Genomic DNA, 20718 nt, shown 5'->3' on the forward strand with positions numbered 1-20718 from the left:
TCAGCGGGCCTGCGGGCATCCTGTGCGCGTGAATGCGCGCGGCGCATAGAATGCAGGCTTTGGTGCGCAGCGCCGATTCCCCCCACACCGCATGATGACCTTCCTGCCGCTTCTACTGTTCCTGCATGTGATCGCTGCCGTCGTCTGGGTGGGCGGCATGTTCTTCGCCTATCTGTGCCTGCGCCCGGTCGCGGGGCAGGTACTCGATCCACCGTCGCGCCTGCGCCTCTGGCGCGGAGTCTTTGACCGCTTCTTCCGATGGGTCTGGGCGGCACTGGTGCTGATCCTGCTCAGCGGCGGTGCCATGATGGCCCATGCCGGCATGGCCGCGGCACCGCCGAACTGGCACCTGATGGCGGGCGTCGGCGTGGTGATGGCCGTGGTCTTCCTCTTCGTTTTCTTCGGGCCCTATCCCGCTTTGCGGCGCAATGTGGACGCTGGCGAATGGCCAGCCGCCGCCGCCGCGCTCAACCGGATCCGGCAAGCGGTTGGTATCAATCTGGTGCTGGGTTTGTTCAATGTCGCGGTGGCGACGCTCGGTCGCATTGTCAGCTGAAGAACTGGACCGTGACGGGTTCAGGGAACTGTCGCCATGCTGTGCTAGTCTTTTCAGACACGCATTGCAAGGAGGTGGATCATGGCGAGCGAGTCCCATTCCGGCCTGAAGTCTTTCGTGCAGACGGCGCCCCAGGCGGGCCGCTATGTCTGGATCATTTCACTGGTCGATTTCAATGCCCAGCAAATTCGGCGCACCATTGTCTCTGACGATACGTTCACCACGTCGGATGCGGCGCGAGTCGCCGGCGATGCCGAACTGAAAGCCATGGTCGCGGACCATTAGTCCGTCACGCCGTCTCGGGTCCGCACCGGGATACCGTTTCTTACAATGGATGTGCCCACTTCGGAGTTAGACTTGGGCCACATCTACAAGATAGGGTATCCATGAAGACTCGTTTTCGCGTCCTGCCGCGTGCGGTCCTGCTTGCGGCCTTTGTTTGCGGCGGACTTGGCGCCGGCCTCCCGGCGCAGGCCCAGGTCTCGGTCAACATTGCCATTGGCGTGCCGCCGCCGGCGCCGGTCTATGAGGTCGTGCCCGCGCCGCGCCCCGGCTATGTCTGGATGCCGGGCTACTGGGACTGGGACGATCATCATCACAAGCACGCGTGGAAGCAGGGCCGCTGGGAGCATGAGCGGCCCGGTTATGTCTATGAGTCTCCGCGCTGGATCCAGTCGCGCGATGGCTGGGTTCTGGTACCTGGCCGCTGGGACGATCACCGCGGCAAGGGGCCAAAGGGGTATCACTGCCCGCCGGGCCACGCCAAGAAGGGCGAATGCTGAAGCAATGCCGGATGTCAGGCTGAGCCGGCAGCCTTCACGGTGACCGGCGTGCGGCATGCCATGCTACGATCCCCGCCGGTAGTGCGAAGCGCCTGCGGGCCATCTGGCCCGCCCGCAGCCGACACGGAGAGACGGACCATGGCAAAGCATGTTTTCACGCGTGCTCAGTATCTCGACATCCTCAATGACAGCTTGCGCAACCACCCGGGCTGGCGGCCCGGCATGGCCTTCGTATTCCTGCCGCCGGGCGCCGATGCGAGCCAGGCAACGGCCGTGGGATGTACGGGCCCGCTCGATGCCATTCCCGTCTATGCCGAGATCCAGCGCGTGGCGGCGGATCTCATCGAGGTAAGGGAAGCGGTCTAGCGCAGCGCGGGCGGCAGGCCTGACCGCGCTGCACCCGGGCCTTACTCTTCGTCGCCCTCGTCGTCCTCATCTCCCAGGAATTCGCGGCGCAACATCCAGTTGGCGATCGCTTCGTCGCAGATCTTCTTGAACTTCTGGCGGTCCGGCATCTTGTCGAACAGCGAAAAGTTGACCAGTGCCATGCCGGCATCGGTGATGTAGAACATGCGGCGCGGATCGTCGGGGTGGACGATGCGTCCGTCGATGCCGCCTTCGTCACTGTCGGCCGGCATGTCCTCGAGTTCGACCACGCGGCACGTGAAGCGCGGGCTGCGCGTGTGGGTCAGGTACTCGAATTCGTCGTGCAGGACCTCTCCGCCCCGGCCGGCGGCGATCGCGAAGCCCCAGATGAAGCGTGGCATCGGCAGGTCGGACAGGTCTTCAATCTCGTCCATGGTGTTCTCCGTATTGCAATGGCCCGCATTATCTCCCGGAATGCCATTGCCTCAAATGGGGGGCGATAACAGGCCGCGCTATGGCACGGCGCGACAGCCGCCGGGCATGGGAGGATTCCTGTCCGTCTGCTCCAGGTCGCGCAAGGCGATGTCGGTGGTCCTGTCTGGTATGGAAGGCAGCAGCCGGCCGGCTCAGCCGAGCATATATCCGGCGGCGAGCTTGCGGAAGCTCGCCACTTCGGCGGCCTGCCAGGCGTCGTCGTGGCCGAGCTCTTGCGCCAGGATCGCTGCCACGCGCGGCGCGGCCTCCACGGCCGCGCGGGCATCCAGGAAGAGCGCCCGGTTGCGCCGGGCCAGCACGTCCTCGACACGTCGCGCGAGTTCGTGGCGCGCGGCAAAGCGCACGTGGGCCTCGGTCAGTCCCGCCGTGGGCGCCAGGAAGTTCTCGTTGCCGGGCAGGGCCCGCAATGCCGGCAACTCATTGCCATAGTAACGGTCCGGCGAGACCGAGTTGGGCGCCGGCAGGTCTGCGGGCAGGCCGCTGGCGCCATGCAGGGCAAGGTCAGCCGTCACGCACGGCGCGGCGCGCAGCATCTGGCGCTGGATCGCCGTCTGGATGACATCTTCCGCCATCTTGCGATAGGTGGTCCATTTCCCGCCTGTGACCGTGATCAGCCCGGCGCGCGACACCACGATGGTGTGCTCGCGCGACAGCGAAGCGGTCGATGCCTCGCCGGTTGCCTTGACCAGCGGCCGCAGGCCGGCCCAGACGCTGGTGACGTCGGCACGGCTCGGGTCCCGCGCCAGGTAGCGCGAGGCGGTATCCAGGATAAAGTCGACATCGTCGGCGCTGGCATCGGGTTCCAGCGGCAGGTCCTGGCGCGGCGTGTCGGTGGTGCCGACGATCGTGTGCCCGTTCCACGGCACCACGAACAGCACGCGGCCGTCATCGGTCTTCGGGATCAGGACGGCCCGGTCCCCCGGCAGGAAGCTGCGCGGCAGCGTCAGGTGCACGCCCTGGCTGGGCGCGACCATGGTGCGGGCGTGGCCGCCCTCCATCTGGCGCACGGCGTCTACCCATACTCCCGTGGCGTTGACCACGCAGTCGGCGCGCAGGCGGAAGGTGGCATCGCCGAGCGCATCGCGAACCGTCACGCCATTGACCACGCCGCCCTGCTGCGACAGGCCGGTCACCGGCAGGTAGTTGATGGCGGTGCCGCCCACGTCGAACAGCGTGCGCATCAGCGCAATGGCCAGGCGGGCGTCGTCGAACTGGCCGTCGAAGTACAGGTTGCCGCCGCGCAGCGGGCGTCCGCCCACGTGCTCGGCCAGTGTCGGCGCGGCGGCCAGCACCTCGCGGTGGCTCAGCCAGCGGCTCCCGTCCAGGTTCAGGCTGCCGGCCAGCATGTCATAGAGTTTCAGGCCGATGCCATAGAACGGCTGGTCGAAGAGCTGGTAGGCCGGCACGACAAAGCCGAGCGGCCAGACCAGGTGCGGGGCATTGCGGGCCAGCAGTCCGCGCTCATGCAGGGCCTCGCGCACCAGGCTGATATTGCCCTGCGCCAGGTAGCGCACGCCGCCATGCACGAGCTTGGTGGCCTTGCTCGACGTGCCCTTGGCAAAGTCGGCGGCTTCCACCAGCAGCGTGCGGTACCCGCGCGAGGCCGCGTCGACGGCCGTGCCCAGGCCGGTGGCGCCGCCGCCGATGACAATCACGTCCCAGCGGGGCTCCCGTTCCAGACTTGCGAGCAAGGCGGCGCGGGACGGTGGCTGGATCGGGGTCGGGACTTTCTGCATGACAAGTTCGGGTGGGGGGTAGGGCGGGCGCGGCTGCAATCAGGACTTCGCGGTGCCGGTGGGCTCGTCATCTTCGCGCGCCCAGTCGCGGGCCCGGTCGACGGCGCGATGCCAGCGGTTCAGCCGGTGCGCGCGTTCGTCACTCGAGAGCCTGGGCTCGAAGCGCCGTTCCACCTGCCATTGCCTGGCGATCTGTCCCGGATCACTCCAGTAGCCGGTGGCCAGCCCGGCCAGGTAAGCGGCACCCAATGCCGTGGTTTCCGTGACGCGCGGGCGCACCACGGTCGTGCCTAGCAGGTCGGCCTGCATCTGCATCAGCAGGTCGCTGCGCGAGGCGCCGCCATCGACGCGCAGTTCGGCCAGCGAGATGCCGGCATCCTTTTGCATGGCCTCGAGCACGTCCACGCTCTGCAGCGCGATGGATTCCAGCGCGGCGCGCGCGATCTGCGGGCGGCCGGTGCCTCGCGTCATGCCGACCAGCGTGCCGCGCGCGAACGCATCCCAGTGGGGCGCGCCCAGCCCGGCAAACGCCGGCACCAGTACCACGCCGCCGGTGTCGTCGCACTGGCGCGCCAGCGGCTCGACCTCGGGGGCGCTTTCGATGATCTTCAGGCCGTCACGCAGCCACTGGATGGTGGCGCCGCCCATGAAGACGCCGCCCTCCAGGCAGTATTGCGTCTGGCCGTCAATCTGCCAGCCGATCGTGGTGAGCAGCCGGTTGCGCGAGACCACCGGCTGCGGGCCGGTGTTCATCAGCAGGAAGCAGCCCGTGCCATAGGTGTTCTTGGCCATGCCCGGCGACAGGCAGGCCTGGCCGAAGGTGGCGGCTTGCTGGTCGCCCGCGATGCCGGCAATGGGCACTTCCACGCCAAACAGGCGCGGTGCCGTGCGCGCGACTTCGCCACTCGACGGCACCACCTCGGGCAGCACCTTGTGCGGGATGTCGAGCAGCGCCAGCAGTGCGTCGTCCCATTCGAAGGTGTGGATGTTGAACAGCATCGTGCGCGACGCGTTGGACACGTCGGTCACGTGGCGCGCGCCGTCGGTGAGCTGCCAGATCAGCCAGCTGTCCACGGTGCCGAAGGCCAGCTCGCCGCGCTGCGCGCGTTCGCGTGCGCCCGGGATGTTGTCGAGCATCCAGCGCAGCTTGGTGCCGGAGAAGTAGGCATCGACGACCAGCCCGGTCTTCTCGCGGATCATCCGCTCATGGCCGGCATCCTGCAGCGCTTCGCACATCGGCGCGGTGCGGCGGTCCTGCCAGACCAGCGCGCGGCCCACGGGCTCGCCGGTCTTGCGGTCCCACAGCACCGTGGTCTCGCGCTGGTTGGTGATGCCGACGGCGCGCAACTGCGAGGCGGAGATGCCGGCGTCGTTCAGGGCCTCGTGCGCGACCGCGAGCTGCGACTGCCAGATTTCGTACGGGTCGTGCTCGACGTGGCCGGGATGTGGGTAATATTGGCGGAATTCGCGCTGGGCAAGCCGCACCGGATTGCCGGTGTGATCGAACAGGATGGCACGCGAACTGCTGGTGCCCTGGTCGAGCGCCAGTACGAACTGCTGCTGCCCGGCGGGCGTGGTCTGCTGGTTCATGCCTGTCGTCCCTGAAGTCCCTGAAGTCCCTGAGAAACCTCAACTTGCGTCTGCCGATGCCTATCGACACCCTTGCCGCCATCGACGCGTCCCTTGCCGCGCGCAGCCCCTTTGACTACGCCACCAAGCTGCGCCTGATGGTGTCGGGCCAGCAGGTCGGCTGGCTGCCGCGCGATCATGCCGAGATCCTGCGCGGCATGGGTTGCTTGCTGGGGCCTGAAGAGGACACGCCGCTCGGCCCCGGCGTTGACCTGCTGCCGGGCCGTGGCGACTTCGCGGTGCGCAGCGCGGCGCTGGAGGCGCTGGCCAGGCAGCTTGCCGACGCCGGCCACGTACGTGGCTGGCGCAATGAACTGTTCGCCGTGACGCCGGCACTCGACGCCCCGGCGCTGGCCGTGGTGGAGCGCGCCGCCGCGCGCTTCCTCGGCCTGCTCACGTTCGCCTCGCACATGAACGGCGTGATCCGAGGCGAACCGGATTTCTGGATCTCGCGGCGCAGCCAGGCCAAGGCGGTCGACCCCGGCATGTGGGACAACCTGGTGGCCGGCGGCATGCCGCACGGCAGCGACCCTCTGGCCACGCTGGTGCGCGAATGCGAGGAAGAATCGGGCATCCCGGCCGCGCTGGCGCGTGGTGTACAGGCCCATGGCCGCATCGAAGTGCTGCGCGAGATTCCGGAAGGCGTGCAGTGGGAGCACGTCTATATCTATGACCTGGAACTGCCCGCCGACTTCATTCCGCACAACCGGGACGGCGAGGTCGCCGAACACCGTCGCATCGATCCCGCTGCATTGCTTGCTATCATGTCGGCCGGCACCATGACGGTCGATGCGACACTGGTGACGCTGGATGCCCTCCGCCGGCGCGGCTGGCTGGCATCCGCGGGCGATTCCGCCTGACGCCGGGCCCCGTGCCCCGCCTGCGCCCTCGCGGCCCCTTGCCGCACGCACCCGACAGAACAATTCACGATGAGCAACACCGGATTCATTCTCACTCTTTCGTGCCCGGACCAGCCGGGCATCGTCCATTCCGTATCGGGCCTGCTGTTCCAGAACGGTTGCAATATCGTCGACTCCGACCAGTACGGCGATGAATTCACCGGCCGCTTCTTCATGCGCGTGCATTTCACCCCGCCGGCCGGCGGCCCGGGACTGGACACGCTGAAGGCTGCGTTCGCGCCGGTGGGCGACCAGTTCGGCATGCAGTGGGAACTGTTCGACGCCGCGGCCAAGCCGCGCGTGATGATCATGGTGTCGAAGATCGGGCACTGCCTGAACGACCTGCTGTTCCGCGCCAAGGTGGGCGGGCTGCCGGTCGAGATCGCGGCCATCGTGTCCAATCACCGCGACTTCTACCAGCTGGCGGCGTCCTACGACGTGCCGTTCTTCCACCTGCCGCTGATGAACGCGTCGGCAGAGCAGAAGGCCGCGCAGGAAGCCCGCGTGTTTGAAGTGGTGCGCGACCAGAACATCGACCTGGTGGTGCTGGCGCGCTACATGCAGGTGCTGTCCGACGACCTGTGCCGCAAGCTGGCCGGGCGCGCGATCAATATCCACCACTCGTTCCTGCCGAGCTTCAAGGGCGCCAAGCCGTACTACCAGGCTCATGACCGCGGCGTGAAGCTGATCGGCGCGACCGCGCACTACGTGACGGCCGACCTGGACGAAGGCCCGATCATCGAGCAGGAAATCGCGCGCGTCGACCACAGCATGGATCCGGAGCAGCTGACCTCCGTGGGCCGCGACGTCGAGTGCGTGGCGCTTGCCCGCGCGGTCAAGTGGCATGCCGAACACCGCATCCTGCTGAACGGCCACAAGACGGTCGTGTTCAAGTAATCCCCGCGGCTTGCCGCCGGCGCGCATGGCGCCGGCCGGACAGCGCACACCGGGGCGCGCCGCCGCCCTGGCGGCAGCTTCAGTCCTGGTCCGCCACCACACAGTTCACTCCGCTGTCCGCCACGATCTGCCCGAACGGGGCCGCCAGCGGCTGGTCGGTGAACAGCCTGTCCACCTGCGACAGGTGCGCCAGTTCCACCATGGCCTGGCGGTGGAACTTGCTGGCGTCCGCGGCCAGCCATACCTCGCGCGCATGCTCCATGATGGTCCGTGCCACCTTGACCTCGCGGAAGTCGTAGTCGCGCAACGTGCCGTCGGCCTCGATCCCCGAAATGCCGATCAGCCCGATATCCACCTTGAACTGGCGGATGAACTCCACGGTGGCTTCGCCGACGATGCCGCGATCGCGCGAGCGCAGCACGCCGCCGGCCACGATGACTTCGCAGTCGGGATTGTCGGCCAGGATGCCGGCCACGTTCAGATTGTTGGTGATCACGCGCAGGCCGCGGTGATGCATCAGCGCACGGGCGATCTCTTCCACCGTGGTGCCGATGTTCAGGATCAGCGAGCAGCCTTCGGGCACCGCCTTGGCCACCGCGCGCGCAATGCGCACCTTGCCTTCTGCGTTGAGCACCTGCCGCTGCCGGTAGCCGATGTTCTCCGTGGTCGAGCCCTCGACCCGTACCCCGCCGTGGAAGCGCGCCAGCATGCCGCTTTCCGCCAGCAGGTTGACGTCGCGCCGGACGGTCTGCAGCGTCACGCCGAACTTGCGTGCGAGCGCGTCGATGGAGGCAAAGCCCTGGCTGCGGACTTCCTCGAGAAGGGCGGTCTGGCGCGGATTGAGGGTCATGCGAGGCATTCTAGTTCAAACACAAACGAAAACAAATGATGCGCTGCACTATTGTTTTATGTTCGTTCATTTACTAAAACGAGCATAAAGCCAAGCATCGTGCGCGTCAGGCGCGCGTTGGGTTCCTGTGATGCAAAGGGCATTTCGAACATTGGAGATCGGATGCAGCTGAGTCTCGAGGGCATTGCGCAGCAGGCGGGCTCGCAAGCCTGCCTATACCCGATGTCGCTGATGCCGGAGGCGGGCGCGGTGACGGTACTGCTTGGCGCTACGCAAGCCGGCAAGACTTCCCTGATGCGCGTGATGGCGGGCCTGGACCGCCCCAGCGCCGGCCGCGTACTGGTGGACGGCGCCGACGTGACCGGAGTGCCCGTGCGCGCGCGCAACGTCTCGATGGTGTACCAGCAGTTCATCAACTACCCGTCGCTGCGTGTCTTCGACAACATCGCGTCGCCGCTGCGGCTGCGGCGCCAGGCAGACCGGGATGACATCGCTGCCCGGGTGCGGTCGCTGGCTGCCAGGCTGCATATCGACCATCTGCTGGACCGCTACCCGGCCGAGCTGTCGGGTGGCCAGCAGCAGCGCGTGGCGCTGGCTCGCGCGCTGGCCAAGGGCGCGCCGCTGATGCTGCTGGACGAGCCGCTCGTCAACCTGGACTACAAGCTGCGCGAGGAACTGCGCGAAGAGCTGACCCACCTGTTCGCGCAGGGCGAGGCCACCGTCGTCTACGCCACCACCGAGCCGGCCGAGGCCCTGCTGCTGGGCGGATATACCGCGGTGCTCGACGCCGGCGAACTGCTGCAGTACGGCCCGACGCCAGAAGTCTTTCACTATCCGGATTCGCTGCGCGTGGCGCGTGCCTTCAGCGATCCGCCCATGAACCTGATCGAAGGGTCGTTGCAGGACGGCCGGGTCACGCTGTCAGACGTCATCTCCGTGCCCGTTCCCGAAGCCGGCCGTCACGGCGGCCCCGTCACCGTCGGCGTGCGCGCCGCGGCGCTGCGTCTGGAGGGTTCGCCGGGATCGGTGCCGGTGCCCGGCCGCGTGGCGCTGGCCGAGCTGTCCGGTTCCGATACCTTCGTGCATGCCGACACGCCCGTGGGCAACCTGGTCGCGCAGTTCGCAGGCGTGCTCGACTTGCGGCTGGGCGCGCCACTGACACTGCATCTGGTGCCGGAGCAGCTCTATGTGTTCGATGACAGCGGCCGGCGCATCTGCGCGCCGCGCCGGCCCGGCGCCCTGGCCGCCGGGATCCTGCCATCCGGCGCTGTAGCAGGGGGCTGACATGGCGCGCATCGACCTGGACCTGGCCCATGCCTACGCCGCCAACCCGCGCTCCGACGACGACTACGCGCTGCTGCCGCTCAGGTTCAGCTTCGAGGATGGCGGCGCCTATGCGCTGCTGGGCCCGTCCGGCTGCGGCAAGACCACGCTGCTGAACTGCATTTCCGGGCTGCTGCGGCCGTCGCACGGACGCATCCTGTTCGACGGCCGCGACGTGACCGCCGACTCGCCGCAGGCGCGCAATATCGCGCAGGTGTTCCAGTTCCCGGTGATCTACGACACCATGACCGTCGGCGAGAACCTGGCTTTCCCGCTGCGCAATCGCGGCGTGCCGCCCGCGCAGGTGCGCGAGCGGGTAGGGCGCGTGGCCGAGATGCTGGACCTGTCGGGCTCGCTCGACCGGCGCGCGAGCGGGCTGGCGGCCGACGCCAAGCAAAAGATCTCGCTGGGCCGCGGGCTGGTGCGACAGGACGTGTCGGCGATCCTGTTCGACGAGCCGCTGACCGTGATCGATCCGCAGCTCAAATGGCAGCTGCGGCGCAAGCTCAAGGAGATCCATCATGAATTCCGGCTGACGCTGGTCTACGTGACGCATGACCAGACCGAGGCGCTGACCTTTGCCGACCAGGTCGTGGTGATGTCGCGTGGCAAGGCCGTGCAGGTCGGCTCGGCCGACGCGCTGTTCGAGCGGCCCGCGCATACCTTTGTCGGGAACTTCATCGGTTCGCCCGGCATGAATTTCCTGCCGGCAAGCTGGCGCGACGGTGCCGTCGACATGGCGGGGCGCCGCTATCTGCCGGCCCTGCCGGATGCGGTGGCCGGCGCGCTGCAAGACGCCGGCAGTTTCCGCGTCGGCGTGCGGCCCGAGTACCTGCGCCTGGCCGGCAATGCGGACACGCAGGCCGTGCCGGTGCGCGTGGAGCGCGCGCAGGACATCGGCACCTACTGGCTGGTGACCGGCACCGTGCAGGAGGCTGGCAGTCAGGCAGGCACGCTGCGCGCGCGCCTTGGCCCCGAGGCCGCGGCGCTGCGCCCCGGCGATACGGCGTGGCTGTCCGTGTTCAACCGCCATACCTGCTACTACGTGAATGAAGTGCTGGTGCCAGGGAGTCAGCCATGAAGCCCATCAACCAGAAGGCCTGGCTGCTGGTGTTGCCAGTCGTGCTGTGCGTGGCGTTCTCGGCCATCCTGCCGCTGATGACCATCGTCAACTATTCGGTGCAGGACATCATCTCGCCCGAGCGGCGCGTGTTCGTGGGCACGGAGTGGTTCCGCAACGTGCTGCGCGACGGCGAGCTGCACGATGCGCTGCTGCGCCAGCTTGGCTTCTCGCTGGCGGTGCTGGTGGTGGAGATACCGCTTGGCATCCTGCTGGCGCTGTCGATGCCTGCGAGAGGGTGGAAGTCATCGGCCGTGCTGGTTGTCGTTGCGCTGTCGCTGCTCATCCCCTGGAATGTGGTCGGCACGATCTGGCAGATCTTCGGGCGCACCGACATTGGCCTGCTCGGTGCGGCGCTCGACGCGCTAGGGTTTGACTACAACTACACCGGCAGCGCCTTCGATGCCTGGGTGACCGTGCTGGTCATGGATGTCTGGCACTGGACACCGCTGGTGGCGCTGCTCTGCTACGCCGGCCTGCGCGCCATCCCGGACGCCTACTACCAGGCCGCGCAGATCGATGGCGCGAGCCGCTTCGCCGTGTTCCGCTACATCCAGCTGCCGAAGCTGCGCGGCGTGCTGATGATCGCGGTCCTGCTGCGCTTCATGGACAGCTTCATGATCTACACCGAACCCTTCGTGCTCACCGGCGGCGGCCCGGGCAACGCCACCACCTTTCTGTCGCAGTACCTGACGCAGAAAGCCGTCGGCCAGTTCGACCTGGGACCGGCCGCGGCCTTCTCGATCGTCTATTTCCTGATCATCCTGCTCATGTGCTTCATCCTCTATAACTGGATGCAGCGCGCGGGCACCGCCGGCAGCGAGGACATGCCCCATGGCTGATACGCGCCCTGATACCCGTTCTGATACCCGCAAGCGCGCCACGGCGTGGCGCACCACGTTCCTGCTGGCCTACCTGCTGTTCGCCATCCTGCCGATCTACTGGATGGTGAACATGTCGTTCAAGACCAACGAGGAGATCCTCTCCACGCTGTCGCTGTGGCCGGCGGCATTCACGCTGGAACATTACCGGACCATCTTCACCGATGCCTCGTGGTACTCGGGCTATATCAACTCGCTGATCTACGTCGCCATGAACACGGTGATTGCGATCACGGTGGCGCTGCCGGCGGCGTACGCGTTCTCGCGCTATCAGTTCATCGGCGACAAGCATGTCTTCTTCTGGCTGCTGACCAACCGCATGACGCCTCCGGCGGTGTTCCTGCTGCCGTTCTTCCAGCTCTACAGCACCATCGGCCTGATGGATACGCACCTTGGCGTGGCGCTCGCGCACCTGGTCTTCAACGTGCCGCTGGCCGTGTGGATCCTGGAAGGCTTCATGTCGGGCGTGCCGCGCGAGATCGACGAGACCGCCTACGTGGACGGGTATTCGTTCCCGCGCTTCTTCCTGACCATCTTCCTGCCGCTGATCAAGGCCGGCGTGGGCGTGGCCGCGTTCTTCTGCTTCATGTTCAGCTGGGTGGAGCTGCTGCTGGCGCGCACGCTGACCTCGGTCAACGCCAAGCCGATCGTGGCCACCATGACGCGCACGGTGTCGGCGTCGGGCATGGACTGGGGCGTGCTGGCCGCGGCCGGTGTGCTGACCATCGTGCCGGGCGGCATCGTGATCTGGTTCGTGCGCCACTACATCGCGAAGGGCTTCGCGATGGGCCGCGTCTAGTCCGAAGAGCGAGGAGATCGCCATGCTGAGCTGGATGGTCTGGACCACGCCGGTGGCCGTGTTCTTTGCCTGCATCGTCGCCATGCTGGTTGCCATGACGGCGTGGGAAGTCCGCTCGCCGGCGGAGCAGCGCAAGGGCTTCCTGCCGATTGCCACCACCCGCGGCGACCGGCTGTTCATTGGGCTCATGTGCGCCGCCTGGATCAACCTGGCATGGGTGGGGCTCGGCGAAAGCCTGATGCAATGGTTCTCGCTGGCGGAGGAGCCGTCCATCTGGATCAGTTTCGGCCTGTCGATGCTGGTCTTGCTGCTGGTCATGCGCAAGGGCTGAAAGCGGGCCCGCTTCAACCTTCATGGGACATGCGGCTTATCCCTTCCCCGGGGCCGCGCCCGGACAGCAAACGGGGAGGGGATTCTCGAGGAGACACTGATGAACGTGCACGTGAAGTCAGCAATGACGGTCCTTGCCTGCGCGGCCGCGCTGGCATGCGGCCATGCCCGGGCGGGCGAGGCCGAGGCGAAGAAGTGGATCGACAACGAGTTCCAGCCCTCGTCGCTGTCCAAGGACAAGCAGCAGGCCGAGATGAAGTGGTTCATCGATGCCGCCGCCAGGCTCAAGGCCAAGGGCATCACGCAGATCAGCGTGGTGTCGGAGACCATCACCACGCACGAGTATGAGTCCAAGACGCTGGCCAAGGCCTTCGAGGAGATCACCGGCATCAAGGTCAACCACGACATCATCCAGGAAGGCGACGTGGTCGAGAAGCTGCAGACCTCGATGCAGTCGGGCAAGTCGATCTATGACGGGTGGATTTCCGATTCCGATCTGATCGGCACCCACTACCGCTACGGCGCGATCCTGCCGCTCTCCGACTATATGGCCGGCGCCGGCAAGGAATGGACCAATCCCGGACTCGACGTGAAGGACTTCATCGGCACCAAGTTCACCACCGCGCCGGACGGCAAGCTGTACCAGCTGCCCGACCAGCAGTTCGCCAACCTGTACTGGTTCCGCGCCGACTGGTTTGCGCGCAAGGATCTGCAGGACAAGTTCAAGGCCAGGTACGGCTATGACCTGGGCGTGCCGACCAACTGGTCCGCGTATGAGGACATCGCCAACTTCTTCACCAACGACGTGAAGGAGCTGGACGGCAAGAAGGTATATGGGCACATGGACTACGGCAAGAAGGATCCGTCGCTCGGCTGGCGCTTTACCGATGCCTGGCTGTCCATGGCCGGCACGGCCGACAAGGGCCTGCCCAATGGCATGCCGGTCGACGAGTGGGGTATTCGCGTGGCCGAGGACAAATGCACGCCGGTGGGCGCTTCGGTGTCGCGCGGCGGTGCGACCAACAGCCCGGCGGCGGTCTACGCGTTGACCAAGTACATCGACTGGATGAAGAAGTTCGCGCCGCCGCAGGCCATGGGCATGACTTTCTCGGAAGCGGGCCCGGTGCCGGCGCAGGGCCAGGTCGCGCAGCAGGTTTTCTGGTACACGGCCTTCACCGCCGATATGACCAAGAAGGGGCTGCCCGTGGTGAACGCCGACGGTTCGCCCAAATGGCGCATGGCGCCATCGCCATACGGCCCGTACTGGAAGCAGGGCATGCAGAACGGCTACCAGGACGTGGGTTCGTGGACGTTCTTCAAGAACACCGATCCCAACCGGCTGGCCGCCGCATGGCTCTACGCGCAGTTCGTGACCGCCAAGACGGTGTCGCTGAAGAAGTCGCTGGTGGGCCTCACGTTCATTCGCGACAGTGACATTCATCACGACTACCTGACCAGGAACGCGGCCAAATACGGCGGGCTGATCGAGTTCTACCGCAGCCCGGCGCGCGTGGCATGGACGCCGACGGGTACCAACGTGCCCGACTATCCGAAGCTGGCGCAGCTCTGGTGGAAGAACGTGGCCACGGCGGTGACTGGCGAGAAGACGCCGCAAGCCGCCATGGACAACCTTGCCGAAGAGATGGACCAGGTCATGGCGCGCCTGCAGCGCGCGGGCATGAGCAATTGCGCGCCCAAGCTTAACGCCAAGGGCGATCCGTCCAAGTGGCTGTCCAGCGACCATGCGCCGTGGAAGAAGCTCGACAACGAGAAGCCGAAGGGCGAGACCATCTCTTACGACAAACTGCTGCAAGCGTGGAAGGAGGGGCGCGTGCGCTGAGGCGTTGAGCCGGGGCCTGCCTGACGGTGCGTGGCAGGCCCTTCGTCTTTCAGGCTAGGCTGGCGTGTCCTCCAGCGGCGCGGCATAGCGCGCCTTGCCTTGGCGCTTGGCTTCATACAGAGCCATGTCGGCCCGCATGAACAGCTCGCTGACGGACATGCCTTCGCCGGGACGGTGAATGGCCGAGCCGACGCTGACGGTGGCGGCGTGCTCTTGCCCGTCGATGACGACCGGCGCCAGCGCCGTCTGCACGATGGTGTTGGCGATACGCTCGACCGCCCGGACATCGTTGACGTTCTCCAGGATCACCGCAAACTCATCGCCGCCAATGCGGGCCACGGCGTCGTCCTCGCGTACGCTGCAGGTCAGGCGCTGGGCCAGGGCAACCAGAAGGCGGTCGCCAATGGCGTGCCCGTAGCCGTCATTGACGGCCTTGAAGTCGTCCAGGTCGACCAGCAGCAGCGCTGCCGCCTGCCCGCTGGCGTCGGCGCGTGCCAGGGCTTCGGCAAAACGCCGGTCGAAGCCCTTGCGGTTGAGCAACCCGGTCAGGTGGTCGGACACGGTCTGCGCTTCCAGGCTGCGCAGCTTCTGGCGCTCGCTGGTGACATTGCGCGCGAACAGATGCAGCCCGAGGATGGTGTCCTGTGCATCGTTCCAGGCCGGCTGGCAAGTGAACTGCATGCATTCCGATCCGTCCGGGCTTTCGCGTGTGAACTTGACGGCCTTGCCGGCAAAGGCTTGCTCCAGATGCGGGCGCGAGGCCAGATAGGCCTGCGTGCCCCACAGCTCGCGCAGCGAGAGGCCGATGATCTGCTGTGCCGGCAGCCCGAAATGGCGCGCATAGGCCTGGTTGACGAAGACAAAGCGCTCGTTCATGTCGATGAACGAGACAAAGTCCGGCACATGGTTGGCAATGGCCTCGATGCGCTTTTCGCTCTCGGCGGCGTGGTCCTTGGCCGTTTTCAGCGCGGCTTCGCGCTCGGAGAGCTGGCGCATGACGTCGGCGAAGGTCGCGGAGAGCTCGCCGATCTCGTCCTCGCGGCCCACCGGCAACTCCGCGGCGGCGGCCGGGTTGGTGGCGACGCGGCGCACGGCACGGTGCAACCGCTGCAGCGGCGCGAGCAGCCGCCACATCACCAGCCACATCAGCGCGGCTGCGACCACCAGCGAGAGCGCGGCAATGGCGAGCACGCGAGGGCGCGCCGAGAACAGCGGTGCATAGGCCTCTTTGGCTGGCAGCACGGATACCAGTTCCCAGCCGTTGGATTCCAGCAGGTAGCGCGCAATCACCGGCTGGCGCGGGCGGATGGGCTCCCAGAAGGATTCGGGCTGGTCGACGCCGCACGTCTCGCCGATGGCCCTGGCCGAGGCCAGGAGCTTCGAAGGATCCGGGTGCATGGCGTAGCGCGGGTTTGGGCCGGCGGAAACAAGGCAGAAGCTGCCCGTGACGCCGGCAGGGCTGCGCGCCAGTTCGTGCAGGAAATTGTCCAGCGACAGGTTGATGACCCCGCCCACCACCGCGCGCAGTTCGCCACCCGGCCCATGCAGCGGAACCGCGAGCACCACGCCGGGCGACTTGGTCAGCTTGCCCTGGAGCAGGTCGGAAACCGCAAATGGTGCGCCATTGACGATCGCGCGGAAATAGTCGCGGTCACCCAGGTTGATGTGCACGCCCTCCGGCACCGCGGTGCTGAAGATCATTGCCCCGTTGGGGCCTGCCATGAACACGGCGTTGAAGGTCTCCGGCAGGTCTGGCATCTGCGTGGCGATGCGCTTGAGTTCGGACGGACGGCTGCCCAGCGCGGGCGCCAGCTGCTGGGCGATGTGGCGCAGGACGGAGGCACGGTTCTCGATCTTTTCGTCGAGCTGTTCGGCGACCAGCCTGACCAGGGAGTCCTGGTGGTTCTGCTGCTGGTCTTTCAGGCTGTAGTACGCGTAGTACTGCGAAGCGAATGCCCGCAGCACGATGATCAACGTAACCACCGTGGCGGTCGCGACCGCCATCCGCAGTTTGATTGAGTGACGCATGATTTGCTTCTTCTTCCGCGCACTGACCCGTTTCCGGCCCCAGGGCATTTGGACTGACGACCCCGCCCTTCTTGTACGGAACCAGGCGTTCAGGGTAGCAGATGCGCCCATCATCGCCATAGCCGTCGATATAAGTGGCGCGGCATTGTGGTGCGGGCTGCACTCCGTTGGCGCGTGTTGGTGGCAACGGCGCGACGGTATCGCGGTTATGGCGGTGTGCCAACGGGCCATTGCCGGATGCGCAGAATGACCCGGTCGGAGAGTCGGACAGCCAGTTCCAGCAAGGCGGGCTGCCGCTTGCGGCTGATGCCGACGGTACAGCGCACCGAGGCGGCTTCGGCGTCGCCCGTTGGGGCTTCACGGCAGCCGCATCGCATCGCCAGCCGCAGGATATGCAGTGGGACGAAGCGCTCGGCCTGTTGCATGTCCGCCAGCGCCTCGGCGGTGAAATGCAGCGGCAGGCGGGACAGTCGGATGAATCGCTCGCGCAGCTTGCCGCAGGTGCGCGCGTCGAGTGCGGCGCCTTCGGCGTGGAAGCCGGCGCGCGTCATGCCGCAGGCTTCCGGTTGCCACAGGGCGCCGATGGCGAGGTAGGGCGGGGCCACCTGCCGCGGGCTGGCTTCGTGCGCTTCGTCGATCTTGACGAAGCTGCCAAGCAGGTCGTACGTGAGGGCTGTGGGGCCAAAAATGCGGTGGTAGCCGGTGATGCAGTCCAGGTCTTCGTCATAGACGGGCCTGGCGTCGCGTGGAACGCGGACCGGGCGGATTTCGAACCAGCCCGGTGACACAGGGTAGCGTCCGGCCCAGGCGAACACCGCTTGCGTGGGGATCGGTTGCAAAGGAGGGCGAAGCGACGACTGCGGCATGAACCCGCTCCTGCTCGATGGTGGAGCGGTCTACCGTATTGGCGCAGGGTTCGTGCCGGAATGAGACGGTACCGTTTAATCGGTACCGGGGCGTTGCGGGAACCGGCGTGAGTACGAGGCGAGTGCGGAAATGGAGCGCGGAAATGAAAAAAGCCAGCACAAGGCTGGCTTTCCTGAATCTGGTGGGTGGTACAGGGATTGAACCTGTGACCCCTGCCGTGTGAAGGCAGTGCTCTACCGCTGAGCTAACCACCCCAGCTGCTGCGTCGCTTTCGTGTTGACTACGGCGTTGACTTCGTCGTGCAGCGGAGAAATGAGATTATGCAGACCTTCTTGTATCTTGTAAAGCCCTTCCGTCAGATTTTTTCCTGGGCCGGACGCACAAGGGTCATGTCGCAGCAGCAGATTCCTGCCATACCGTCTTGCCGCCGCTCGCCTTGTCCAACTGCTTGAGCACACCGAGGTGTGCGGCTGCCTCGGCTTCGCTGGCGCGCAAGACGGGCAGGACGATGCTGGACAGGTCTATGGCCGTGACGGAGCCATCCGTGGTTTCCGCGCCGTCCAGCATGTCGATGACCAGCGAGTTCTGGCCGCGCGTCATGGCCAGGTAGACCTCGGCCAGCAGTTCGGCATCGAGCAGGGCGCCGTGCAGCGTGCGGTGGGCGTTGCTCACGCCGAGCCGGTCGCACAGCGCATCGAGTGAATTGCGCTTGCCAGGGAACATCTGGCGCGCCTCGAGCAGGGTATCGATCACGCTGCCGACGTGGCTGCGGAACGGCGGCAGTCCCAGCAGGCGGAACTCCATGTCCAGGAAGCCAAGGTCGAACTGGGCGTTGTGGATGATCAGCTCGGCGTCCTGCACGAAGTCGCGAACCTCGTTGACAACCTCGGCGAACTTCGGTTTGTCGGCCAGGAATTCGATGGTGATGCCGTGGACGGCGACGGCGCCTTCGTCGATGTCGCGCTCGGGGTTGACATAGAAGTGCAGGTGGCGGCCGGTGAGTCGCCGGTTGACCAGTTCGACACACCCGATTTCAATCAGGCGGTCGCCGCTGGCGGCATTCAGGCCGGTGGTTTCGGTGTCGAGAACGATTTGTCGCATGGCGGGCATTCTAGCGGACGCTCGGGCCGGCTCAGCCGCTGAGCGATTCGACGCCGCGGTTGGCCAGCGCGTCGGCGCGTTCATTGCCCGGGTGGCCATTGTGGCCGCGTACCCAGTGCCAGCTGATCTGGTGCCGCTGCACCAGCCCGTCGAGGACCTGCCACAGGTCGGCGTTCTTCACCGGCTTCTTGTCGGCGGTCTTCCAGCCGCGTGCCTTCCAGCCGGGCAGCCATTCGCTGATGCCCTTCTGCACATATTGCGAGTCGGTGTAGACGCGCACGATGCAAGGGCGCTTGAGCGCGCGCAGCGCTTCGATGACCGCGGTCATCTCCATGCGGTTGTTGGTGGTGTTGGCTTCGCCGCCGAACAGCTCCTTCTCGCTGGTGCCGGCGACCAGCACCGCGCCCCAGCCGCCACGGCCGGGATTGCCCTTGCAGGCGCCATCGGAATAGATCGTAACTTCTTGCATGAGTCGTTCGTCAGGGCAGCCCGCTTGGGCCGCCGCAGGGTTGATAGGTGCGCCCCGGCGGGGTCAGTTGTCGTCGCCGGGGGTTTTGCCGTGTGTGCCGGTCGGTGTCGCCACCGGGCTGGCTACGGGTGTGAGCGCTGCCTTGGCGGTCTTCCAGGCCGGGCCGACCAGGCGGATATTGCGCACGCGCTTGACCGCGGAAATCATGTATACCGCGCCAAAGATCGGCCACCAGCGGTCGCCGGCCTTTTCCATGAATGCGGCACGCTGCAGCCAGCGGTCGGTGCGGTACGGCGGGCAGTAGCAGCCGAAGCGGCCACGGATGATGTCAAAGCCCAGCAGCTTGAGCCAGTCCTTGATGCGCACAAAGCCGATCGACTGTGCGTCAGTGGGCAGGAACGGCATGGCGCCCAGCCGGTTCAGTCCCTGGCGCGCGCCCCACAGGCTCATTGGGTTGAAGCAGGTCACCACCACGCGGCCTTCGGGCATCAGCACGCGCGACACTTCGCGCAGCACTTCGTGCGGGTCCTCGGCGAACTCGAGCACATGGGGCAGGGTGGCAAGGTCGATGCTCTGCGTATCGAACGGCAGTTCGTCGAAACGGCACAGCAACTGGCGCGCGTCGGGGTGCGCGGCGCGCGGCCCGTGGGGGCCGCTGGCGGGATCGAGTGCGAGCGCCGAGAACGGCATCCGGTTCTCGCGCAGGGTATCGATGACGGGCAGGCCCATCTGGACCGCGTGATAGCCGAAGATGTCCGTCACGGTCCGGTCGTATTGCTGCGCCTCCCACCGGAGCATGTATTGCCCGGGAGGCGAAGCCAGCCAGTCTTCCCAGCTTACAATCGGACGGTCAGCCATAGGAGTACACGCATGTTGAAAGTGGAGCCGATCCCCGCATTTCAGGATAACTATATCTGGGCCATCCACGACGGCCGCAATGCTGCCGTGGTCGATCCCGGCGAGGCGGCGCCGGTGGAGCGGTTCCTGGTGGACAAGGGCCTGGCTCTGGGCGCTATTGTAATCACCCATCACCATGGTGATCACCAGGGTGGTGTGGCCGAGTTGCTTGCCGCGCACCCGGCCACGGCCGACGGCTCGCCTATGCCCGTGATCGGCCCGGCCGCGGAGCGCATTGGCGGCCGTACCCAGGCCGTGCGCGAAGGCGATACGGTGACGCTGCAGGCGCCCGCGCTGCAACTGCGCGTGCTCGATGTGCCGGGCCATACTGCAGGCCATGTCGCCTATGTCGGCGAACTGCAGGGAGCGGGGCCGGCCGTGTTCTGCGGCGATACGCTGTTTGCCACGGGCTGCGGCCGACTGTTCGAAGGCACGCCCGCGCAGATGCTGGCGTCGCTGGACAAGCTTGCATCGCTGCCAGGAGACACGCGCGTGTACTGCGCGCATGAATACACGCGCAGCAATGTACGATTTGCGCGCGCGGTGGAGCCCGGCAATGCCGCGCTGGCTGCCTGGGATGCGCGCGTCGAGGCGTTGCGCGGGCAGGGCCAGCCGACCGTGCCGTCCACCATCGCGCTCGAGCGCGAGGTCAATCCCTTCCTGCGTTCACGCGAGCCGGCCGTGCGTGCGGCGGTGCAGGCGCAGGGTGGCAATGTGGCGGGCGATGCCGAGGCGTTTGGCGCACTGCGGGGCTGGAAGGACAATTTCCGCTGAACCGCATCGGCGCGAGTGCGGCGGCGACAGGGCGCGCGCCGGCATATTTGTCGCTTGGAAAATCTCATTGACGCGAAAG

Annotated in this window: 22 protein-coding genes and 1 tRNA gene; 13 read left to right on the top strand and 10 right to left on the bottom strand. The window is 66.4% G+C overall.

All coding sequences use genetic code 11. The features are described 5' to 3' along the window. Positions 1–94: 94 nt before the first annotated feature. The 4 genes from CupriaWKF_RS05270 to CupriaWKF_RS05285 all read left to right on the top strand — a co-directional run bounded on the left by CupriaWKF_RS05270 (position 95) and on the right by CupriaWKF_RS05285 (position 1704). Complete coding sequence (locus CupriaWKF_RS05270; RefSeq protein WP_276100673.1) at positions 95–556, top strand: DUF4149 domain-containing protein; 462 nt, start codon at positions 95–97, stop codon at positions 554–556. Between the two features lie 81 nt (positions 557–637). Then, on the top strand, positions 638–841 hold the full coding sequence (locus CupriaWKF_RS05275) for a hypothetical protein (RefSeq protein ID WP_276099959.1): 204 nt from the start codon (positions 638–640) through the stop codon (positions 839–841). A gap of 101 nt (positions 842–942) precedes the next feature. Then, complete coding sequence (locus CupriaWKF_RS05280) at positions 943–1338, top strand: YXWGXW repeat-containing protein (protein ID WP_276099960.1); 396 nt, start codon at positions 943–945, stop codon at positions 1336–1338. A gap of 138 nt (positions 1339–1476) precedes the next feature. Next, the gene (locus CupriaWKF_RS05285; protein ID WP_276099961.1) at positions 1477–1704 is read left to right on the top strand and encodes a hypothetical protein; all 228 of its coding nucleotides are present in this window, start codon (positions 1477–1479) and stop codon (positions 1702–1704) included. A 41-nt stretch (positions 1705–1745) separates the two neighbouring features. On the opposite strand, the gene CupriaWKF_RS05290 is transcribed toward CupriaWKF_RS05285, so the two are convergent. The 3 genes from CupriaWKF_RS05290 to glpK form a co-directional block, all read right to left on the bottom strand. Beyond that, on the bottom strand, positions 1746–2138 hold the full coding sequence (locus tag CupriaWKF_RS05290) for a hypothetical protein (protein WP_276099962.1): 393 nt from the start codon (positions 2136–2138) through the stop codon (positions 1746–1748). Positions 2139–2330: 192 nt separating this feature from the next. Continuing rightward, on the bottom strand, positions 2331–3935 hold the full coding sequence (locus tag CupriaWKF_RS05295; RefSeq protein ID WP_276099963.1) for a glycerol-3-phosphate dehydrogenase/oxidase: 1605 nt from the start codon (positions 3933–3935) through the stop codon (positions 2331–2333). A 39-nt stretch (positions 3936–3974) separates the two neighbouring features. Next, entirely contained in the window at positions 3975–5525 is a 1551-nt protein-coding gene (gene glpK, locus CupriaWKF_RS05300; protein WP_276099964.1) for a glycerol kinase GlpK, read from the bottom strand. Positions 5526–5581: 56 nt separating this feature from the next. Here glpK and CupriaWKF_RS05305 point away from each other — a divergent pair, with 56 nt between their 5' ends. Together CupriaWKF_RS05305 and purU are read left to right on the top strand one after the other, a co-directional pair. Next, positions 5582–6424, top strand: coding sequence for an NUDIX hydrolase family protein (locus tag CupriaWKF_RS05305; protein WP_276099965.1), 843 nt, complete (start codon positions 5582–5584; stop codon positions 6422–6424). Between the two features lie 69 nt (positions 6425–6493). Further along, positions 6494–7360, top strand: coding sequence for a formyltetrahydrofolate deformylase (gene purU / locus CupriaWKF_RS05310; RefSeq protein WP_276099966.1), 867 nt, complete (start codon positions 6494–6496; stop codon positions 7358–7360). 79 nt (positions 7361–7439) lie between these two features. Here purU and CupriaWKF_RS05315 read toward each other — a convergent pair whose 3' ends face one another. Then, entirely contained in the window at positions 7440–8210 is a 771-nt protein-coding gene (locus CupriaWKF_RS05315) for a DeoR/GlpR family DNA-binding transcription regulator (protein WP_276099967.1), read from the bottom strand. A gap of 162 nt (positions 8211–8372) precedes the next feature. Between CupriaWKF_RS05315 and CupriaWKF_RS05320 the strand changes: the two genes are divergently transcribed. From CupriaWKF_RS05320 to CupriaWKF_RS05345, 6 genes are all read left to right on the top strand, one after another. Further along, positions 8373–9494 (top strand): ABC transporter ATP-binding protein, encoded by a 1122-nt coding sequence (locus CupriaWKF_RS05320; RefSeq protein ID WP_276099968.1) that lies wholly within the window; start codon positions 8373–8375, stop codon positions 9492–9494. 1 nt (position 9495) lies between these two features. Next, positions 9496–10614 (top strand): ABC transporter ATP-binding protein, encoded by a 1119-nt coding sequence (locus CupriaWKF_RS05325; protein WP_276099969.1) that lies wholly within the window; start codon positions 9496–9498, stop codon positions 10612–10614. Then, positions 10611–11495 (top strand): sugar ABC transporter permease, encoded by an 885-nt coding sequence (locus CupriaWKF_RS05330; RefSeq protein WP_276099970.1) that lies wholly within the window; start codon positions 10611–10613, stop codon positions 11493–11495. The genes CupriaWKF_RS05325 and CupriaWKF_RS05330 overlap by 4 nt, the downstream gene beginning before the upstream one ends. Next, a complete protein-coding gene (locus tag CupriaWKF_RS05335) occupies positions 11488–12333 on the top strand; it encodes a carbohydrate ABC transporter permease (RefSeq protein WP_276099971.1) in 846 nt (281 codons plus the stop codon). Before CupriaWKF_RS05330 ends, CupriaWKF_RS05335 begins: the two co-directional genes overlap by 8 nt. A 22-nt stretch (positions 12334–12355) precedes the next feature. After that, positions 12356–12664 (top strand): DUF2160 domain-containing protein, encoded by a 309-nt coding sequence (locus CupriaWKF_RS05340; protein WP_276099972.1) that lies wholly within the window; start codon positions 12356–12358, stop codon positions 12662–12664. Positions 12665–12787: 123 nt separating this feature from the next. Next, a complete protein-coding gene (locus CupriaWKF_RS05345) occupies positions 12788–14503 on the top strand; it encodes an ABC transporter substrate-binding protein (protein ID WP_276100674.1) in 1716 nt (571 codons plus the stop codon). 54 nt (positions 14504–14557) lie between these two features. On the opposite strand, the gene CupriaWKF_RS05350 is transcribed toward CupriaWKF_RS05345, so the two are convergent. The 6 genes from CupriaWKF_RS05350 to CupriaWKF_RS05375 all read right to left on the bottom strand — a co-directional run bounded on the left by CupriaWKF_RS05350 (position 14558) and on the right by CupriaWKF_RS05375 (position 19826). Continuing rightward, positions 14558–16531, bottom strand: a complete 1974-nt coding sequence (locus CupriaWKF_RS05350; RefSeq protein WP_276099973.1) for a diguanylate cyclase — start codon at positions 16529–16531, stop codon at positions 14558–14560. 206 nt (positions 16532–16737) lie between these two features. Continuing rightward, the gene (locus CupriaWKF_RS05355; protein WP_276099974.1) at positions 16738–17397 is read right to left on the bottom strand and encodes a hypothetical protein; all 660 of its coding nucleotides are present in this window, start codon (positions 17395–17397) and stop codon (positions 16738–16740) included. A 180-nt stretch (positions 17398–17577) separates the two neighbouring features. Next, positions 17578–17652 (bottom strand) — tRNA-Val (locus tag CupriaWKF_RS05360). Positions 17653–17785: 133 nt separating this feature from the next. Next, complete coding sequence (gene dnaQ / locus CupriaWKF_RS05365) at positions 17786–18499, bottom strand: DNA polymerase III subunit epsilon (protein ID WP_276099975.1); 714 nt, start codon at positions 18497–18499, stop codon at positions 17786–17788. Between the two features lie 31 nt (positions 18500–18530). Then, positions 18531–18968 (bottom strand): ribonuclease HI, encoded by a 438-nt coding sequence (rnhA, locus tag CupriaWKF_RS05370; protein WP_276099976.1) that lies wholly within the window; start codon positions 18966–18968, stop codon positions 18531–18533. Positions 18969–19031: 63 nt separating this feature from the next. Continuing rightward, entirely contained in the window at positions 19032–19826 is a 795-nt protein-coding gene (locus CupriaWKF_RS05375; protein ID WP_276099977.1) for a methyltransferase domain-containing protein, read from the bottom strand. 12 nt (positions 19827–19838) lie between these two features. Between CupriaWKF_RS05375 and gloB the strand changes: the two genes are divergently transcribed. Further along, positions 19839–20639 carry a hydroxyacylglutathione hydrolase gene (gene gloB, locus CupriaWKF_RS05380; RefSeq protein ID WP_276099978.1) on the top strand — a complete coding sequence of 267 codons (801 nt, stop codon included), beginning with the start codon at positions 19839–19841 and terminating at the stop codon, positions 20637–20639. The last annotated feature ends 79 nt before the right edge of the window (positions 20640–20718 follow it).

Origin of the sequence: Cupriavidus sp. WKF15 (assembly GCF_029278605.1) — a bacterium.
GTDB lineage: Bacteria > Pseudomonadota > Gammaproteobacteria > Burkholderiales > Burkholderiaceae > Cupriavidus.

Excerpts from the sequence above, each read along its gene's own strand:
- CupriaWKF_RS05270 (WP_276100673.1), top strand. The coding sequence starts at position 95 with ATGACCTTCCTGCCGCTTCTACTGTTCCTGCATGTGATCGCTGCCGTC.
- CupriaWKF_RS05275 (WP_276099959.1), top strand. The coding sequence starts at position 638 with ATGGCGAGCGAGTCCCATTCCGGCCTGAAGTCTTTCGTGCAGACGGCG.
- CupriaWKF_RS05280 (WP_276099960.1), top strand. The coding sequence starts at position 943 with ATGAAGACTCGTTTTCGCGTCCTGCCGCGTGCGGTCCTGCTTGCGGCC.
- CupriaWKF_RS05285 (WP_276099961.1), top strand. The coding sequence starts at position 1,477 with ATGGCAAAGCATGTTTTCACGCGTGCTCAGTATCTCGACATCCTCAAT.
- CupriaWKF_RS05290 (WP_276099962.1), bottom strand. The coding sequence starts at position 2,138 with ATGGACGAGATTGAAGACCTGTCCGACCTGCCGATGCCACGCTTCATC.
- CupriaWKF_RS05295 (WP_276099963.1), bottom strand. The coding sequence starts at position 3,935 with ATGCAGAAAGTCCCGACCCCGATCCAGCCACCGTCCCGCGCCGCCTTG.
- glpK (WP_276099964.1), bottom strand. The coding sequence starts at position 5,525 with ATGAACCAGCAGACCACGCCCGCCGGGCAGCAGCAGTTCGTACTGGCG.
- CupriaWKF_RS05305 (WP_276099965.1), top strand. The coding sequence starts at position 5,582 with ATGCCTATCGACACCCTTGCCGCCATCGACGCGTCCCTTGCCGCGCGC.
- purU (WP_276099966.1), top strand. The coding sequence starts at position 6,494 with ATGAGCAACACCGGATTCATTCTCACTCTTTCGTGCCCGGACCAGCCG.
- CupriaWKF_RS05315 (WP_276099967.1), bottom strand. The coding sequence starts at position 8,210 with ATGACCCTCAATCCGCGCCAGACCGCCCTTCTCGAGGAAGTCCGCAGC.
- CupriaWKF_RS05320 (WP_276099968.1), top strand. The coding sequence starts at position 8,373 with ATGCAGCTGAGTCTCGAGGGCATTGCGCAGCAGGCGGGCTCGCAAGCC.
- CupriaWKF_RS05325 (WP_276099969.1), top strand. The coding sequence starts at position 9,496 with ATGGCGCGCATCGACCTGGACCTGGCCCATGCCTACGCCGCCAACCCG.
- CupriaWKF_RS05330 (WP_276099970.1), top strand. The coding sequence starts at position 10,611 with ATGAAGCCCATCAACCAGAAGGCCTGGCTGCTGGTGTTGCCAGTCGTG.
- CupriaWKF_RS05335 (WP_276099971.1), top strand. The coding sequence starts at position 11,488 with ATGGCTGATACGCGCCCTGATACCCGTTCTGATACCCGCAAGCGCGCC.
- CupriaWKF_RS05340 (WP_276099972.1), top strand. The coding sequence starts at position 12,356 with ATGCTGAGCTGGATGGTCTGGACCACGCCGGTGGCCGTGTTCTTTGCC.
- CupriaWKF_RS05345 (WP_276100674.1), top strand. The coding sequence starts at position 12,788 with ATGACGGTCCTTGCCTGCGCGGCCGCGCTGGCATGCGGCCATGCCCGG.
- CupriaWKF_RS05350 (WP_276099973.1), bottom strand. The coding sequence starts at position 16,531 with ATGCGTCACTCAATCAAACTGCGGATGGCGGTCGCGACCGCCACGGTG.
- CupriaWKF_RS05355 (WP_276099974.1), bottom strand. The coding sequence starts at position 17,397 with ATGCCGCAGTCGTCGCTTCGCCCTCCTTTGCAACCGATCCCCACGCAA.
- dnaQ (WP_276099975.1), bottom strand. The coding sequence starts at position 18,499 with ATGCGACAAATCGTTCTCGACACCGAAACCACCGGCCTGAATGCCGCC.
- rnhA (WP_276099976.1), bottom strand. The coding sequence starts at position 18,968 with ATGCAAGAAGTTACGATCTATTCCGATGGCGCCTGCAAGGGCAATCCC.
- CupriaWKF_RS05375 (WP_276099977.1), bottom strand. The coding sequence starts at position 19,826 with ATGGCTGACCGTCCGATTGTAAGCTGGGAAGACTGGCTGGCTTCGCCT.
- gloB (WP_276099978.1), top strand. The coding sequence starts at position 19,839 with ATGTTGAAAGTGGAGCCGATCCCCGCATTTCAGGATAACTATATCTGG.